A 15,710-nucleotide genomic window follows, 5' to 3' on the forward strand; every position below is an offset into this window, starting at 1 on the left:
GCACCAGCGGCACCCGTTGCTCCAGTAGCACCTGTTGCTCCAACTGCACCAGCGGCACCCGTTGCTCCAGTAGCACCTGTTGCTCCAACTGCACCTGTTGCTCCAGTAGCACCAGCGGCACCTGTTGCTCCAGTAGGACCTGTTGCTCCAACTGCACCAGCGGCACCTGTTGCTCCAGTAGCACCTGTTGCTCCAACTGCACCAGCGGCACCTGTTGCTCCAGTAGCACCTGTTGCTCCAGTAGCACCAGCGGCACCCGTTGCTCCAGTAGCACCTGTTGCTCCAACTGCACCAGCGGCACCCGTTGCTCCAGTAGCACCTGTTGCTCCAACTGCACCTGCGGCACCTGTTGCTCCAGTAGCACCTGTTGCTCCAACTGCACCTGTTGCTCCAGTAGCACCTGCGGCACCTGTTGCACCTGTTGCTCCAGTAGCACCCGTTGCTCCAACTGCACCAGCGGCACCCGTTGCTCCAGTAGCACCTGTTGCTCCAACTGCACCTGTTGCTCCAGTAGCACCTGCGGCACCTGTTGCTCCAGTAGCACCTGTTGCTCCAACTGCACCCGTTGCTCCAGTAGCACCTGTTGCTCCAGTAGCACCCGTTGCTCCAACTGCACCTGTTGCTCCAACTGCACCCGTTGCTCCAGTAGCACCTGTTGCACCAGCGGCACCCGTTGCTCCAGTAGCACCTGTTGCTCCAACTGCACCTGTAGCACCTGTTGCTCCAGTAGCGCCTGTTGCTCCATCAGCACCAGTAAGGCCAGGAGTGTTAGTAACTATTGCATCTGCTAAATCAGATAGAGGTATAGATAACGTTCCATTGCGATCAGTTATCTCGATATTGTCATTTTGTATTCTAAAAGAAGTGTTCGTTTCGTTTAAAGGATCATTATCATTATCATTGATAAGAGAACTTAAATCAACAGTACCACCATTTTGTAAGGTTAACTCTTGAGTTAAGGGATTAAAAGTTAACTGTTGATTTGTTTGAGTAGTACACAAGCTATTCCATGTTAATCCTGTATATTGAAAAATACATTTGTGATCAGTATTGTATACAATAGCACCTTCTAGAGGAAGGATACTATTCATTTGAGTGTCATTAACTCTTGTAATAACAAGGGCTTTGCTATTACTTTCTAACTCTAAAATAGAGTTAGTATTTATTACATTTGGATTATTTCCTATTTTTACTTGAGCGTAAAAGGATTGATGTACAAGTATAACAAAAAATAAAGACAAAAATATCTTCATAATACTTAGGGGATTTAAGTTGCGTGCTTTAATCATTAGTCTTGTTTAAGAGTACTAATAATTAGACACTTATTTACTCTGCTAGGTCACAAAAATAAAAAAATTAATTTAGATTTTTAATATTTGTAACGTAATTTTTTAAATTCAACATCTCATTAATAAACAGCTTAGAGCTTTTATACGGTACATTGAATTGTGTATGATTTGTAGTTGCAATTTGGTATAAATTATTCCAATGTAAACGTATCTCTTTTAAAGCTTTTAGATAGTTGTAGTTTTTACTGTCATATATATGAGTGGGTTCAGCTAATATACCATTTATTTCTAATATTTTTAAATTTATTCCTTTTTGTAGTTCATCAAAGGTGTTATATTTAATATCGAGCCTTCCATAATACCACCCATTAATTGATTTGTTTATTTCGTCGAACGTTTTATGTAGCTCTTTACTTATTAGGTGATTCCCGTTAATAAATTGGGTTCCTTTACAATGATTTCCAATAACAGAAAGTTTAATTATTTCATTTTTTTTAGGAATGGTATTTAATTTTAAAGGATGTGTCTCATTAATTATATCAATGTATAATTGAGCTCTATCATCTTTTATAACTAAATCTTTTAGGGTAGAATATCCATTTCCTGTAACAGATAAAAACTTTTTTAAAGTTATAGATGTTATTTTTCCAGTAGCTTCATTTGGATTTCGGTGATAGAATATACCGCACTCGTTTTTGTAATCAATATATTCTTGAATTATTATATTGATCGGGTATTTTTTTAAATATAACTGAAGTTCTTGGGGCGAATTTATTTTTTTTACAAGTAGACCTCTAAAACCAACATCAGGTTTGGCTATTAAAGGATATGAGATATTTGCATTTTCAATTTCTTGAATTACAAGTTCAATTTTTGTTTTAGGAAGTATTAGAATTGAATTCGGTCTGAAGTGTTTAGGTATAAGGTTCATCGTTGCGAATTTACTTTCAGTTCCGTTTCCAGAGCTTTTAATGCTTGGATTGGCTGCTGTAAAAAACGCAAGGTGCTTTGCCTTATAAGCTAAATAAAAAGCATAAGGTAGATTGGGTATGTAAAGCATTGAAGATGGCCAATACTCCCAATTAAATATTTTATAGAACTTGTTTTTAATGTTCAAATTTTATTGATTAAAAAGTGAGTCTAATATATTCTTAAAAGTTTTAAATCCAAAGTAAACAGTGTAAAGAATTAATAAAATGCCAATTACTAATAAAGTGTATGCTATTATTATCTTAGGTTGTTCAGTAAAAACTTTTAATGCCTTAAAAGAAACATTAAGTACTATAGGAGATAGTATTAATAGACCTAGTAAAATAAATAAATTTTTTATGTTTTTATCAAAAGACGTGTCTTTACTCATTTCTATAATTTTTTATAGCGTTTCTAACATTACCATACTTTTTTATTAGGTGACTAGCAGTTTGTTGGTCGATATGTAATTCGGAAACTAACATTTTTATACCTCTTTCTACTAATTTATTATTTGAAAGTTGCATGTCTACCATTTTATTCCCTTTAACTTTTCCTAGTTGAATCATTGTTGCAGTAGAGATCATATTAAGTACTAATTTTTGTGCTGTACCAGCTTTCATCCTTGAGCTACCTGTAACAACTTCTGGCCCTACTACTATTACAATAGGGTAGGATGCGGTTAATGCTAAAGGACTTTTTTTATTACATGTTATACAACCAGTAGTAATTCCTTCAGAGTTGCATTTTTCCAAAGCAGCAATAACATAAGGAGTTGTTCCTGAAGCAGCAATTCCAATTACAACATCTTTTTGATTTATATTGTGTTTTTGTAAATCAATCCATCCTTGTTCTTTTGAGTCTTCTGCAAATTCAACGGCTTTTCTTATAGCTATATCTCCACCTGCAATTAACCCAACAACTAAATCATGTGAAACCCCAAAGGTAGGTGGGCATTCACTAGCATCAACAATACCTAACCTTCCACTAGTACCTGCTCCAATATAAAACAGTCTACCACCTTTTTTTAGTTTAATAACTATTTGTTCAATTAAGTTTTCAATTGAAATTAGTTCTTTCTCAATAGCAAGAGGTACTGTTTTATCTTCATTGTTGATATTGGTTAATAACTTTGAAAGTTTCATTTTTTCTAAGTTATTATAATTCGAATCTTGTTCTGTTGTTTTAGTGAAGTTCATACATCAAAGTTACAAACTTTGAAAGTAAACTCAACAAAAAATAATTATAAGTGACGCTTTAAAAAAAGAGGTGTCTTAAAATATAGATTAACAAAAAATTAAATAAACATGGAAACAATACAAAATGCATTGACTAATTTTTATAATTCAATAGCATCTGGAATGGGAGATTGGGGTTTAAAATTAATTGGAGCTTTAGCTGCTTTAATAATCGGACTATGGATTATTAGAATTTTAGTTAAAGGAGTTTCAAAAGTCTTTGAATCTAAACATATAGATGAAACTTTACGACCTTTTTTAATTACACTAATTGGTTTTGTTTTAAAAGCTTTATTGATTATTTCTATAGCAGGAATAGTTGGAGTGCCTACAGCAACTTTTGCTGCCCTTATAGCAGGAGTAGGGATTGCAATTGGAGCTGCTTTTAATGGTTCATTAGGGCATTTGGCTTCGGGAATTATGCTGCTTGTTTTTAGACCTTTTAAAGTAGGAGACTTAATTAAAACTAATGGTGCTTTTGGTTTTGTTAAAGAGATATCTGTTTTTGTAACAGTTATTGAAACCTTCCAGAATGAAACTGAAATTATACCAAACTCTGCCATAACTTCTGGAAAGATTACAAACTTAACGAAAGTTGGAAGTTTACGTGTGGACATGCCGTTTGCGATTCGTTATGGGTCAGATATAAAGAAAGCGAAAGAGATTGTAATGAATGTATTAGTTAGTGATGTAAATGTGTTAAAAGATAAGGATAAGCAACCAAGAGTTGCAGTTAATAATTTAGGAGAGAATAGTATAGAACTATTAGCATTGCCTTATGTAAGTTGTGAGAATTATTGGGATGTGTATTGGGATACAAGGCAAAAAATAGTTGAAGAATTAGGAATAGCTGGCTTTGATGCTCCTTTACCTCAAAGAATTGTTACTATGGTTTCATAATTTGTTTTGGTTATTGAGTAACAAAAAAGCAGGTGATATTTCACCTGCTTTTGAATTTTATGTATAAATACTATTAAAAGCTTTCTAAAATAGTATTTAATGTTTGGCTAGGTTTCATGATATCGTCAGCCAATTTATCATTTGGTTCGTAGTATCCATCAATATTTACTGCTTTTCCTTGAACAGTGTTTAGTTCGTTTACTATAACAGATTCATTAGCAATCATTTTTTCAGCTAAAGAAGTAAATTGAACTTTTAATTCACTGTCTTTATTTTGAGAAGCTAATGCTTCAGCCCAATACATTGCTAAGTAAAAATGAGACCCTCTATTGTCTAATTCTCCTGTTTTTCTTGAAGGTCCTTTTTTGTTTTCTAGTAATTTATCAGTAGCGTCGTCAAGAGTCTCTGCTAAAATTTTAGCTTTAGAGTTGTTGTTAGTTTCACCTAAATGTTCTAGAGAAACAGCTAAAGCTAAAAATTCTCCTAAAGAATCCCAGCGTAAATGATTTTCTTCAACTAATTGTTGAACATGTTTAGGTGCTGAACCTCCAGCTCCAGTTTCAAACAATCCACCACCGTTCATTAATGGAACAATAGAAAGCATTTTAGCTGAAGTACCAAGCTCTAAAATTGGAAATAAATCGGTTAAATAATCACGTAAAACATTTCCAGTAACAGAAATAGTATCTAAACCAGCTTTAACTCTTTTTAAAGTGTATTCTGTAGCTTCAGCAACTGATTTAATAAGGATTTCTAATTCATTGGTATCATGATCTTGTAGATACTTCTTTACTTTTGTTATGATTTCGGCATCATGAGAACGGTTTTCATCTAACCAGAAAACTGCAGGGGTTTGAGTTGCTTTAGCACGAGTTACTGCTAATTTTACCCAGTCTTGGATTGGAGCGTCTTTTACTTGACACATTCTCCAAATATCACCTTCTTCAACAGAATGTTCTAATAATACAGTTCCATTATCGTCAATTACTTTAATAGCTCCGTTTGAGGCTATTTCAAAAGTTTTATCATGTGATCCGTATTCTTCAGCTTTTTGTGCCATTAAACCAACATTAGGAACAGTTCCCATAGTTGTTGGGTCAAAAGCTCCATTCTCTTTACAGAAGTCAATTGTTGCTTGATATAAGCTAGCATATGAACTATCTGGAATTACTGCTTTTGTATCTTGTTGTTTGCCTTCTTTGTTCCACATTTGACCAGAAGTACGAATCATAGCCGGCATAGAAGCATCAATAATAACATCAGAAGGAACATGTAGATTGGTGATGCCTTTATCAGAATCAACCATAGCTACATCGGGTCTGTTTGAGTAAACAGCTTCAATATCCGCTAAAATTTCATTTCTTTTTTCTTCAGATAATTCATTAAGATTACCTAATAAATTACCAAAACCATTGTTCACATTTACACCAATTTCATTAAATGTTTCTGAATGTTTTGTATATAAATCTTTAAAGAAAACTCTTACAGCATGACCAAAAATAATAGGGTCAGAAACTTTCATCATTGTAGCTTTCATGTGTAATGAAAACAAAACATTTTTATTTTTAGCATCAAGTACTTGAGTTTCTAAAAAGTTTAATAATGCCTTTTTGTTCATTACTGTTGCATCAATAACTTCATCCGCTAATAAAGATACTTTTTCTTTTAATACAGTAATATTTCCTTTAGTATCTGTGTGTTCTATTTTAACATTTGTAGCAGAAGGAACCGTAACCGATTTTTCATTATGAGCAAAGTCGCCTTCAGTCATTGTTGCTACATGTGTTTTAGAGTCAGAAGACCAAGCGCCCATTCTATGTGGGTTTTTCTTTGCGTAGTTTTTAACTGCTTTAGGGGCTCGACGGTCTGAGTTTCCTTCACGTAAAACAGGGTTTACAGCAGATCCTTTTACTTTGTTATATAGGGCTAAAACATTTTTGTCTTCATCAGAGTTTATTTCTTCTGGATAATTAGGTAAAGCATATCCTAAAGCTTGTAACTCTGTTATTGCTGCTTTTAATTGAGGAACTGAAGCTGAAATATTAGGTAGCTTTATAATGTTTGCTTCTGGTTTTTTTGCTAATTCTCCTAAAAAAGCTAAAGCGTCTTCAACGCGTTGCTCTTCTGTTAAATAACTAGAGAAATTGGCAAGAATACGACCAGCAAGAGAAATATCTTTAGTTTCAATTTCTATATTTGAAGATTTAGTAAATGCTTTTACTATAGGTAAAAACGAACGAGTAGCTAACGCAGGAGCTTCATCCGTTTTTGTATACATGATTTTAGCCGTTTTATTCATAAGTAAAAATTAAATTAATTATTTTGAAGTCAGGCAAATTTATGAATATATCGTGAAATTTTTAGTGAAAAATTCTTATTAATTAGCTGTTTTGATTATCAAATTAATAATTATATAGCTGTTTTTAGAGATTTTATTATTGAAAATAGAAGGGTATTAGCTAGTTTTATCCAAGGATGTTTTTTTTTTGAATAAAAAGATTACTAAAAAGTAGTTGTTCAAGGATATTTAAGTAAATTTTATATATTAAATAGAATAGTGGTTAAAAACTTGTCTTTTTTGTTATTCTTAGTTTGTTAGATAAGTATTAATGGAAAGATAGAATGAGTTATTAATGATAATATTCAAAAAAAAAGCACCATATAACTTATATGGTGCTTTTTAATTTTTAAGAAATTAAGATTAAAATCTTTTTTCTTTAATTCTTGCTTTTTTACCAGTAAGACCTCTGAAATAGTAAATACGAGCTCTACGGATTTTACCTTTTTTGTTTATTTCTATTTTTTGAATAGCAGGTAAATTAATAGGGAAGATACGCTCAACACCTATAGTACCAGACATTTTTCTAATAGTAAATGTTTCAGAGCTTCCGCTACCTCTTTTTTGAATAACTACACCTCTAAAAAACTGAGTACGTACTTTCTCACCTTCTCTAATTTCGTAGTATACAGTAATAGTGTCTCCAGCTCCAAATTCTGGAAAATCGTTTTTTGTTACAAATTCGTCTTGTACAAATTTAATTAAAGATTCCATCTTAAATATTTTTTATAGTTTACTAAAACAACGTACACGATTCTCGTCAGAGGTTATTTTTTGTGGGTGCAAATTTATGTTTTTTTTCTGATATAAAAAGGTAAAGAGTAATTTATTTTTATGTTATTATTTTTCATAGTTATTTAAATAAAATGTTCTTTTAAAGTTAATTAGGGGTAGATTAGTTATGCTAAATTAAAATGGAATTAAAGTTTTTTAAACAATCAGTAGGTAGTTTTACAATATAAATAAAAGATATATTTTATTATGAGTAAAAGTATTGCTGTAAGATTTAGAAATAAAAGTAAAGCCAATATTTGGCTTGATGGAGTTAAGAATGTACTTGTTCTTTTAAGTTTAAGAATTAAAAGACAAACGTATTTTGTTTACGGAGTGTTTTTTATTGTTTCATTTTTATTAGTAATTTTATTCAATAAGTTTTTTCTTCATTTAAAAATAAATCAATTTCATACTTCATTTCTAGATGCGTTTTTTAAGTACAGTACTTTTTTAGGTGATGGAGTAATGTTTGGGGTATTAGTATTACTTTTTGTATTTGTTAAACGTAGAATAGCACTGGTTTTTCTTATTAGTGGTTTGCTAACATTATTAGTTACACACTTTTTTAAGAAAATTATTTTTAAAGGTATACCACGACCAGTTGGAGTTTTTGGAGAAGATTCATTGTATTTAGTTAACGGAGTTAAAATGGCATTATGGAATTCTTTTCCTTCTGGCCATACAACAACAGCTTTTGCTATTTTTACAATATTATGTTTGTATTTTGCTAAATGCAAGTCTCAATATTTATGGATTTCTTTAGCTATCATAGCTGGTTTATCTAGAGTGTATTTATCGCAACACTTTTTAATAGATGTTTTTGTAGGGTCTTTTATTGGTATTGTAATAGGTTTTATAAGTATGGGGTTATTCTACAAGTATGAAAGAAGTATTTAAGTGAAGTATAAAATATCTTATAAAAGAGTAGTTTATGTATTAATTGTTGTTAGTACATTATTAAGAGTTTTTTTTGCAAGCCAATTAGAGTTTGGTAATGATGAAGTATATTATTGGTTGTATGCTAAGTATCCTGATATTAGTCATTTTGACCATCCGCCATTTGTAGGTTTTTTTATTCAGTTATTTACTTTTGATTTGTTTTTTGATAGTGAATTAGCTATTCGATTAGCAGCTATCATACCTGGAAGTATTAATATGTATTTATTATTTTTAATTGGCTGTAAAATAAAAAACGAGTTGGTAGGTTTTTTATCAGTTATATTATATAATTTAAATATATACGCTTTAATAATAGCTGGAACATTTATTTTACCAGATGCACCATTACTTTTTTTCTGGTTACTAAGTTTTTATTTTTTGATAGAAGCATTGCCTTTAGAGCCTTCAAAAGATACAAGAAAAAAACTTTTTATAGCTTTCTTTTTTATTGCGTGCGCTATTTATTCAAAATATCAAGCAGTATTTTTATTAGTAGGAGTTGTATTATATATTGTTTTTATAAATAGGACTTGGTTAAAAGATTGGTCTTTTTATCTATCATTTATTTTTCCATTAATTACAGTTTCGTTGATTGTATATTGGAATTATCAGTATGATTTTATTAGTTATAAATTTCATAATAATAGAGTTTCATTGTTTAGTCTTTCTTTTAATAAAGACTCATTTTTAAGAGAAGTATTAGGTCAAATGGTATACAATAATCCGTATATTTTTTTTTCAATACATATAATGACTGTAGCTTTAATCAGGAAGAAATTCATATTTGAGAAAAAACAGTTATGGTTATTTATATTTTTTTCATTTCCATTAATATTCACGACAATTTATTTGTCTCTATATAAAGATACTCTACCACATTGGTCAGGAATATCTTATGTAACATTATTGCCATTACTAGCTGTATATATTCATAAGAATAAAAAAATAGAAAGAAATTTAATTAGAGGAGGGGTAGTTTTAATGATGTTAATGGTTTTTACTTCTATTGAAATTAACAAAGGATGGTTTTTACCTATTGAAAAAAATATTAATAAAGAAGAGTTTAATAATAAGGATGCTTTGATGGATATGTATGGATGGAAACAATTATCAGCTAAAATAACACCACTATTAGAGACCAAAAACTTGAAAAGTATACCAATTATTTCAGACAAATGGTTTCCTTTAGCACATATAGATTATTATATAGCAAGGCCAAATAAAATGGATGTTTATGGAATAGGAGAATTAACGAACATACATAAGTATTATTGGATAAATAAGAAAAAAAAGAAACTTACCTCCAAAGATGTTTTATACCTAACAGACAGTAGGAATTATAGAAGCCCTAAAAGTGTTTATGGAAAAAGTTTTAATCAATATAATTTATTGAAAACGATTCCAATTAAAAGGAATGATAAAATAGTTAAATATGTTTTCTTGTATTTATTAATTAAGGATTAGTTGTATAATTTTCGCAGTAAAAAATCCAGAATTTACGGATTTCTTTTCCTTTTTTAGATACAATAATTGGTTTTAATTCAGTTACTTTTGAAAAGTACTGGTTTAATTCAGGAATAGTATTTCCTTTTTTATTCCTTGTTTTAAACCGCGTGTCAGAATCTATAAAAATAGCATTTTTTCCATTTAGCATGCTTAAATCATCTCCTAAATAATCAAAATGAAGTGCATGTTTACCAATAATATTTTGCGCATATACTTTGTTTTCCATGTAAAAATTTAGAACAGCTGATGTTTTATATTTATCATCAGAAAAAACAAAAGTATTTGGATATTGATTTTGAAGCTTTTTAGTTTCAATAGCTAAATTTTCCCAGCCTACCCAAGTATCATCACTTTTTATTGGTACTAAATAAAACAGTACTTGCAAACTAATTAAAAAATGAAACACTATTGATGTTATTAATTGAGCTTTTAATAGTTTTTTATTAATAAACATTCCTGCTAAAATAATACCTGTAATATACGAAGGCATTAACCAATTTAATTTAACCCAATAAACAGGTGTTAAAGAGAAAAAACCTACAAAAGTTGGAATAAAAAAAGCAAGTAAGAATAATGTTTTTGAACTTGGAAGTTTAAATTTGGTTAAAGCTCTTTTAATATATTTAAAGGTAAAAACAATAAAAACACAAAATAAAACGGGTAATAGTAAAAATAATTGATGGCCTATAGCTCCAAAGAAATACTTTGGATTAATATTAAAACCAGATATAGAACCAGTTCTATTTGAAGATTGAAATAAGAAAGAAGCAAAATCATGTTGGTAATTCCACCACCAAACAGGAAACGTAATTGCTACAGAGATAACGATACCAAACCATAGCCATGGTGAGATTATTAATTTTCTATATTTATTAGAAAAAAGAATAAAAGCTATAAGTCCAAATTGTAATAATAAAGCAGTGTATTTACTGTTAAAGGCTAAACCCATTGCAATACCACCATAAATCCAAAACCATTTTTTTTCTTCAAAAATAGCTCTATATAAAAATAAAATACTCAAGGTCCAAAACAGTAGTAATGGAACATCTGGTGTTGAATTAAATGATAAAATAGAGATGAATAGGGTAGATGTTATTAATAAAATAGCTCTTTGTAATTTTTGTTTAGATAAAAAGCAAGAAGCTAATTTGTAAAAACTAAATATGGTAAGAGAGGTAACAATAAAATCGGCACATTTAACTACAAAAACAGTTTTTCCAAAGACTAAAGTAAACCCTCTTAAAATATATCCAATCATTCCTGGATGATCAAAGTAAGATAAAGATAAATTTTCTCCATAAAAATGGTAATATGCATCTTGAGGCATAAGTCCCATGAAAGGAAGTAAAACAAATCTAAAAAGTTGAAAAGCAATAACAATACTTATTGCTGGGTATTTTTGAAAAAATGCTTTTAGTGTATCCAAGTTTGTTGTTTTTACTCAATAATCAATTATTTTAAACTAGATGTGTTATATTTATTCATCAAGTAAGTCTGGTCGAATTTGTTGAGTTCGTTCATATGCTTTTTCACTTCTCCATTCCTCTATTTTAGGAAAATTACCTGATAATAAAACATCAGGAACTTTTAAGCCATCATATTCAGAAGGTCTTGTGTATACAGGAGGCGATAATAAATTATCTTGAAAAGAATCAGTTAAGGCAGATTGTTCATCACCTAAAACTCCAGGGATTAATCGAATTACAGCATCACATAAAATTGCAGCTGCTAATTCACCACCTGTTAAAACATAGTCACCTATAGATATTTCTCTAGTAATAAACTTATCACGTACACGTTGATCTACGCCTTTATAATGACCAGTTAAAATAATAATATTTTCTTTTAAAGAAAGTGTATTAGCTGTGGCTTGATTTAATGTTTTGGCATCAGGAGTCATGTATATGATTTCATCATATTTTCTTTCTGATTGTAGTTTTTCAATACATTTAGCAATAGGTTCTATCATTAAAACCATTCCGGCTCCACCACCGAACTGTGTATCGTCTAATTGGCGATAATTACCTAAACCATATTCACGTAAATTATGAAAATGAACTTCGGCTAATCCTTTATCAATGGCACGTTTCATCATTGAGTGTTCAAACGGGCTTTTTAGTAGTTCTGGAGCTACAGTAATAATATCTATTCGCATAAGCGCAAAGATATATCTTTTAAAGAAAATTATAGAGGGAATATTTTATTGAATTTGGATGGGAGTTCTTTAGTTATAAAAATCCTTTCTTTAGTAAACGGATGTATAAATTCTAAAGAAGAAGCATGTAAATAGAGTCCCTTTCCTTTAAGTATAAGGTCATTAATATAGTATTCTTTATCTCCTAAAATAGGATTTCCTATAGCTAATAAATGCTTTCTTAATTGGTGTTTTCTTCCAGTTTTTGGTTTAAGAGAAACTAAATTCAAATAACCAAATCGTTCTGAAGTAACTGTATTAGTTAGTTCATAGCTTGTAAAGGCATTTTTAGAATCTATAGATATATTTATTTCACCTGCTTTTTTCATCTTACCGATACTAATTGCATGGTATGTTTTTTGAATAGTTTTATTTTCAAATAATTTATTTAAAGCAATAATACTGGATTTTGTTTTGCCAATTAAAAGTAAACCACTTGTAGGGTAATCTAGCCGATGCACTGGTCTTGGTCGAACAGAATCTATTTGTAAGCTTTTTTGTAAATTTTGTGTAAGTGCATTATCAATAGTTGCGAATGAATTTCCACTAACTAAAATTCCAGAAGGTTTATGTATGATGGCTAAATAGTCGTCTTCAAAAAGTATTTCTAAAGGGAAAATGAATTTTTTAGCATTTATTTCTTTTTCAGATTCTAATAATTCTATTGTTTCATTCCCTTTTATAAATAAAGCAGTAGAGGCAACAGTTCGGTTAACAAGAAGCAATCCTTTTTTAATAGCTTTTTTTAAGCTCGACTTAGTTGAAACGGTATTAAAAATTCCAACACCATATTCTTGTAAACGAATTGGTTTTTCTAGTAAAGGAACTTTATGTGTTTCAGAAATTTTCAAAAAAAAAGATTTTAAAAAGTTATTGAGTCAAAATTAAACAATCTAAGGTTAAGTTAAATAAACTATTCTTAAAAACAACTGAATATGAGTGTAAGGAAAAAAGTAATAATGAAAACTTTGTTATCAATAAGAGAACGTTCATGTATGTTTTTTAATCACTAAAAGAAATTATAGATAAAAAGAATTTATTAGTAATTAATTTTAAGATACTAAAAGAAATGCTTTTATAACCAAACTAACCCCCTAATAATATCAACTAACTTTTGAAAACAGATAACTACATAATAGTTGGGGCTGATCATAATTCTACTCTCTCAAGAATAGTAAAAGAAATTGATGAGTTACAAGGATTTAGTAATGTAACTGTAAACTCAGTATCGTTATTAAAACAATTATTAATTTCAATTTCCCCCAAACTTATTATTCTTAGTTTTAAGAATAATAAGAAACAAATTGATCAATTATTTAAATTAAATACTAATTTTTTGCCTCCAATTTTATGTCTAAATAACAGGTATGAAAAACTTAATTTTATTTTTGAAAAAGTTCCAGTAATTGTACAGTCTTTAGAAAATAGCTTAGACAATAAATATTTATTAAATAATATAAGAAGTATATTATCAATAAAAATAGATGGAAGAGTATCAAAAATAAAAAAAGAAAAGCAATTAAGTTTTGTTACTGAAAATAAGAATTTAGCTCGTTATGTTTTAGAATTAGATCAAAAAAAAGAGTTATTAAAAAGAATGACAGAAAAAATTAAAGAAGTATATGTTTCTGTTGACCAGAATACGAAAAACAGATTAAATTCAATTATAAATAACATAAAATTAGATAATTCTACAACTCATTGGGATGATTTTAAAGTATATTTTGAAAATATAAATCCAGGTTTTATTACTCATTTGTCTTCAAAATATCCTTGTTTAACGTCGAAAGATATTAAGTACTGTTGTTATTTAAAAATGAACATGTCTAATGAAGATATTCGATACATTTTAGGTATAAATAAAGAAAGTGTTCGTACCCACAAATATCGCTTAAAGAAAAAAATGATTTTAGAAAAAGGACAAGATTTAAAAAGTTATATAAGTTCTTTTTAAAAAAAAATACAAGTAAGTTTAAAAAAGAGTGGTCTGTATAGGTCACTCTTTTTTTATACTAAAAGCACACAGAATATAAGATGTCTATGTTTTGTATACGATTAAAAATAATGTAAAAAATATGTCTATGATTTGTAGACTGTCATTTTTAGGAAGCTTTAAGTGAAGTAGTTAATTTTGGAATAGCCAAACTGTAACTACTATTTATAATGATTTTAAAAGCATTACAATTTACAAACAGAACTTTAAATCAGTATTTAAAAAACAAATTCGGATTAAGTGACGATGTTGTTGTAACCAATAAAATTATAGATCAAAACGGAACTGTTCCTATAGAGAATCAAAATAAAGTAATTATTACTTTAATTCATGTAGAACAAGAAACAGTAAAGCCTTTTTATAGTAGAAGTAGACAAATAAATAATGGTAACTATGAAAATAAACCAATAAATGAACGCTACAATTTATATTTATTAATATCTCCAAACTTTGAAGAGTATAATGAAACATTAAAATTTTTAAATGCATCTATACAATTTTTTCAAATAAACGGAGCATTAGATGCAAATACGTCCTCAACTATACCTAAAGGCATTACTCGCTTAGAGTTTGAGTTTGAAAAAGGAGATGGTTATTTACAAATGCACAATTTGTGGAGCGCTTTAGGAGCTAAATATCAGCCAAGCGTAATTTATAAAATGAAGTTAATAAGTATAACTTCTGATGAAATTAAAGGATTTGAGACAGGAATTACGGCAACCTCTAATAGAATAAAGGATGATTAGAGATCGTTTTCATAAAATGTTCAGTCTTGAGGTAATGCATACTTATTACATAAACGATATATGTAAAGGACTGTTTTATAATCCAACAAAAAGTACAGAAAGTATTATTAAGAGATTTTCTTTAAAATTAAACCTAACAACTAAAGGATTTGATTTTTATACTGATACTAAAAAGTCGATAACAAGTTTTTTGAATTATATCACAAAAGTAACAGGTGAAGAGTCATTTAATTTTAATGCTATTACTGTTGATTCTCAATTTTATCAATTCACAGATTTACCTATAAACCAAATAGGTGTTATTAACTATAATAGTTCTTCAAATGAAGTAGTTTCTTATACAACTGTAAAGGTGTTAAAACCTGAGTTTACACCAACAATAGAAGTAAATAAACTATTTAGATTATCAGTAAAGTTTCAAGATTTAATAAAGTCAGATGAAAATAAGAATTCACCTATTTATAAAATTGAATTTACCGCAAGAGATACTCAATGGAAATATTTTATACTAAATAATACAAATCAAAATTTAGGAGATTTATCTATAAAGTGTAAATCAGAAGTTGAGTTTGAGGGGCCAATAGAGGTTACACTTCAAAATGGAGAAAAAGCACAGTTATTTTCTTCAGAAAAACAATTATTACCTCTTTCGGAAATACCTAAATATAATTTTGATTTAATAAGTACTATTAAAAAAAATGGAGTGAATCGAAATAAAATATTATTCAAAGGGCTGCCTAACCCCAACCCTAATATAATTAAAATAGATACAAATCATACAGAAACTATAGTAGTTTCTTTAATGTATGTATATGTATAAAATT

Annotated in this window: 14 protein-coding genes and 1 pseudogene; 6 read left to right on the top strand and 9 right to left on the bottom strand. The window is 29.5% G+C overall.

Features of this window, described 5'->3' with window-relative positions; translation table 11 throughout:
- From ACKTTQ_RS14555 to murQ, 4 genes and pseudogenes are all read right to left on the bottom strand, one after another.
- Positions 1 to 1,253: pseudogene (locus ACKTTQ_RS14555) on the bottom strand (hypothetical protein); the annotation flags it as partial.
- A gap of 103 nt (positions 1,254 to 1,356) precedes the next feature.
- On the bottom strand, positions 1,357 to 2,406 hold the full coding sequence (locus ACKTTQ_RS14560; protein WP_143032814.1) for an ATP-grasp domain-containing protein: 1,050 nt from the start codon (positions 2,404 to 2,406) through the stop codon (positions 1,357 to 1,359).
- Positions 2,407 to 2,409: 3 nt separating this feature from the next.
- Positions 2,410 to 2,649, bottom strand: a complete 240-nt coding sequence (locus tag ACKTTQ_RS14565; protein WP_093871840.1) for a DUF6095 family protein — start codon at positions 2,647 to 2,649, stop codon at positions 2,410 to 2,412.
- Complete coding sequence (gene murQ / locus ACKTTQ_RS14570) at positions 2,642 to 3,457, bottom strand: N-acetylmuramic acid 6-phosphate etherase (RefSeq protein ID WP_093871839.1); 816 nt, start codon at positions 3,455 to 3,457, stop codon at positions 2,642 to 2,644. The genes ACKTTQ_RS14565 and murQ overlap by 8 nt, the downstream gene beginning before the upstream one ends.
- 108 nt (positions 3,458 to 3,565) lie before the next feature.
- Between murQ and ACKTTQ_RS14575 the strand changes: the two genes are divergently transcribed.
- Positions 3,566 to 4,396, top strand: coding sequence for a mechanosensitive ion channel family protein (locus tag ACKTTQ_RS14575; protein ID WP_093871838.1), 831 nt, complete (start codon positions 3,566 to 3,568; stop codon positions 4,394 to 4,396).
- 73 nt (positions 4,397 to 4,469) lie between these two features.
- Here ACKTTQ_RS14575 and ACKTTQ_RS14580 read toward each other — a convergent pair whose 3' ends face one another.
- Together ACKTTQ_RS14580 and rplS are read right to left on the bottom strand one after the other, a co-directional pair.
- Complete coding sequence (locus ACKTTQ_RS14580) at positions 4,470 to 6,695, bottom strand: NADP-dependent isocitrate dehydrogenase (RefSeq protein ID WP_408049627.1); 2,226 nt, start codon at positions 6,693 to 6,695, stop codon at positions 4,470 to 4,472.
- Between the two features lie 402 nt (positions 6,696 to 7,097).
- Positions 7,098 to 7,448: a 50S ribosomal protein L19 gene (gene rplS / locus ACKTTQ_RS14585; RefSeq protein ID WP_093871836.1), complete on the bottom strand. Its 351-nt coding sequence runs from the start codon at positions 7,446 to 7,448 to the stop codon at positions 7,098 to 7,100.
- Positions 7,449 to 7,715: 267 nt separating this feature from the next.
- Between rplS and ACKTTQ_RS14590 the strand changes: the two genes are divergently transcribed.
- Both ACKTTQ_RS14590 and ACKTTQ_RS14595 read left to right on the top strand, forming a co-directional pair.
- Positions 7,716 to 8,405: a phosphatase PAP2 family protein gene (locus ACKTTQ_RS14590; protein ID WP_093871835.1), complete on the top strand. Its 690-nt coding sequence runs from the start codon at positions 7,716 to 7,718 to the stop codon at positions 8,403 to 8,405.
- Positions 8,406 to 9,911 carry an ArnT family glycosyltransferase gene (locus tag ACKTTQ_RS14595; protein WP_408049628.1) on the top strand — a complete coding sequence of 502 codons (1,506 nt, stop codon included), beginning with the start codon at positions 8,406 to 8,408 and terminating at the stop codon, positions 9,909 to 9,911.
- Here ACKTTQ_RS14595 and ACKTTQ_RS14600 read toward each other — a convergent pair.
- Genes ACKTTQ_RS14600 through ACKTTQ_RS14610 form a run of 3 tightly spaced genes read right to left on the bottom strand, consistent with a single transcriptional unit; the run spans position 9,901 to position 12,998 of the window.
- Positions 9,901 to 11,379, bottom strand: coding sequence for a glycosyltransferase family 39 protein (locus ACKTTQ_RS14600; protein WP_299136729.1), 1,479 nt, complete (start codon positions 11,377 to 11,379; stop codon positions 9,901 to 9,903). The genes ACKTTQ_RS14595 and ACKTTQ_RS14600 overlap by 11 nt on opposite strands.
- A gap of 51 nt (positions 11,380 to 11,430) precedes the next feature.
- Positions 11,431 to 12,108 carry a tRNA (guanosine(37)-N1)-methyltransferase TrmD gene (trmD, locus tag ACKTTQ_RS14605; protein WP_093871833.1) on the bottom strand — a complete coding sequence of 226 codons (678 nt, stop codon included), beginning with the start codon at positions 12,106 to 12,108 and terminating at the stop codon, positions 11,431 to 11,433.
- 29 nt (positions 12,109 to 12,137) lie between these two features.
- Positions 12,138 to 12,998: an RluA family pseudouridine synthase gene (locus ACKTTQ_RS14610; RefSeq protein ID WP_408049629.1), complete on the bottom strand. Its 861-nt coding sequence runs from the start codon at positions 12,996 to 12,998 to the stop codon at positions 12,138 to 12,140.
- 263 nt (positions 12,999 to 13,261) lie between these two features.
- Between ACKTTQ_RS14610 and ACKTTQ_RS14615 the strand changes: the two genes are divergently transcribed.
- The 3 genes from ACKTTQ_RS14615 to ACKTTQ_RS14625 all read left to right on the top strand — a co-directional run bounded on the left by ACKTTQ_RS14615 (position 13,262) and on the right by ACKTTQ_RS14625 (position 15,706).
- A complete protein-coding gene (locus ACKTTQ_RS14615; RefSeq protein WP_408049630.1) occupies positions 13,262 to 14,101 on the top strand; it encodes a helix-turn-helix transcriptional regulator in 840 nt (279 codons plus the stop codon).
- A 209-nt stretch (positions 14,102 to 14,310) separates the two neighbouring features.
- Positions 14,311 to 14,886: a DUF4255 domain-containing protein gene (locus ACKTTQ_RS14620; protein ID WP_408049631.1), complete on the top strand. Its 576-nt coding sequence runs from the start codon at positions 14,311 to 14,313 to the stop codon at positions 14,884 to 14,886.
- Positions 14,879 to 15,706 (top strand): hypothetical protein, encoded by an 828-nt coding sequence (locus ACKTTQ_RS14625; protein ID WP_408049632.1) that lies wholly within the window; start codon positions 14,879 to 14,881, stop codon positions 15,704 to 15,706. Before ACKTTQ_RS14620 ends, ACKTTQ_RS14625 begins: the two co-directional genes overlap by 8 nt.
- Positions 15,707 to 15,710: the final 4 nt, after the last annotated feature.

The sequence above is a fragment of the Tenacibaculum halocynthiae genome (genome assembly GCF_964512825.1).
GTDB lineage: Bacteria > Bacteroidota > Bacteroidia > Flavobacteriales > Flavobacteriaceae > Polaribacter > Polaribacter halocynthiae.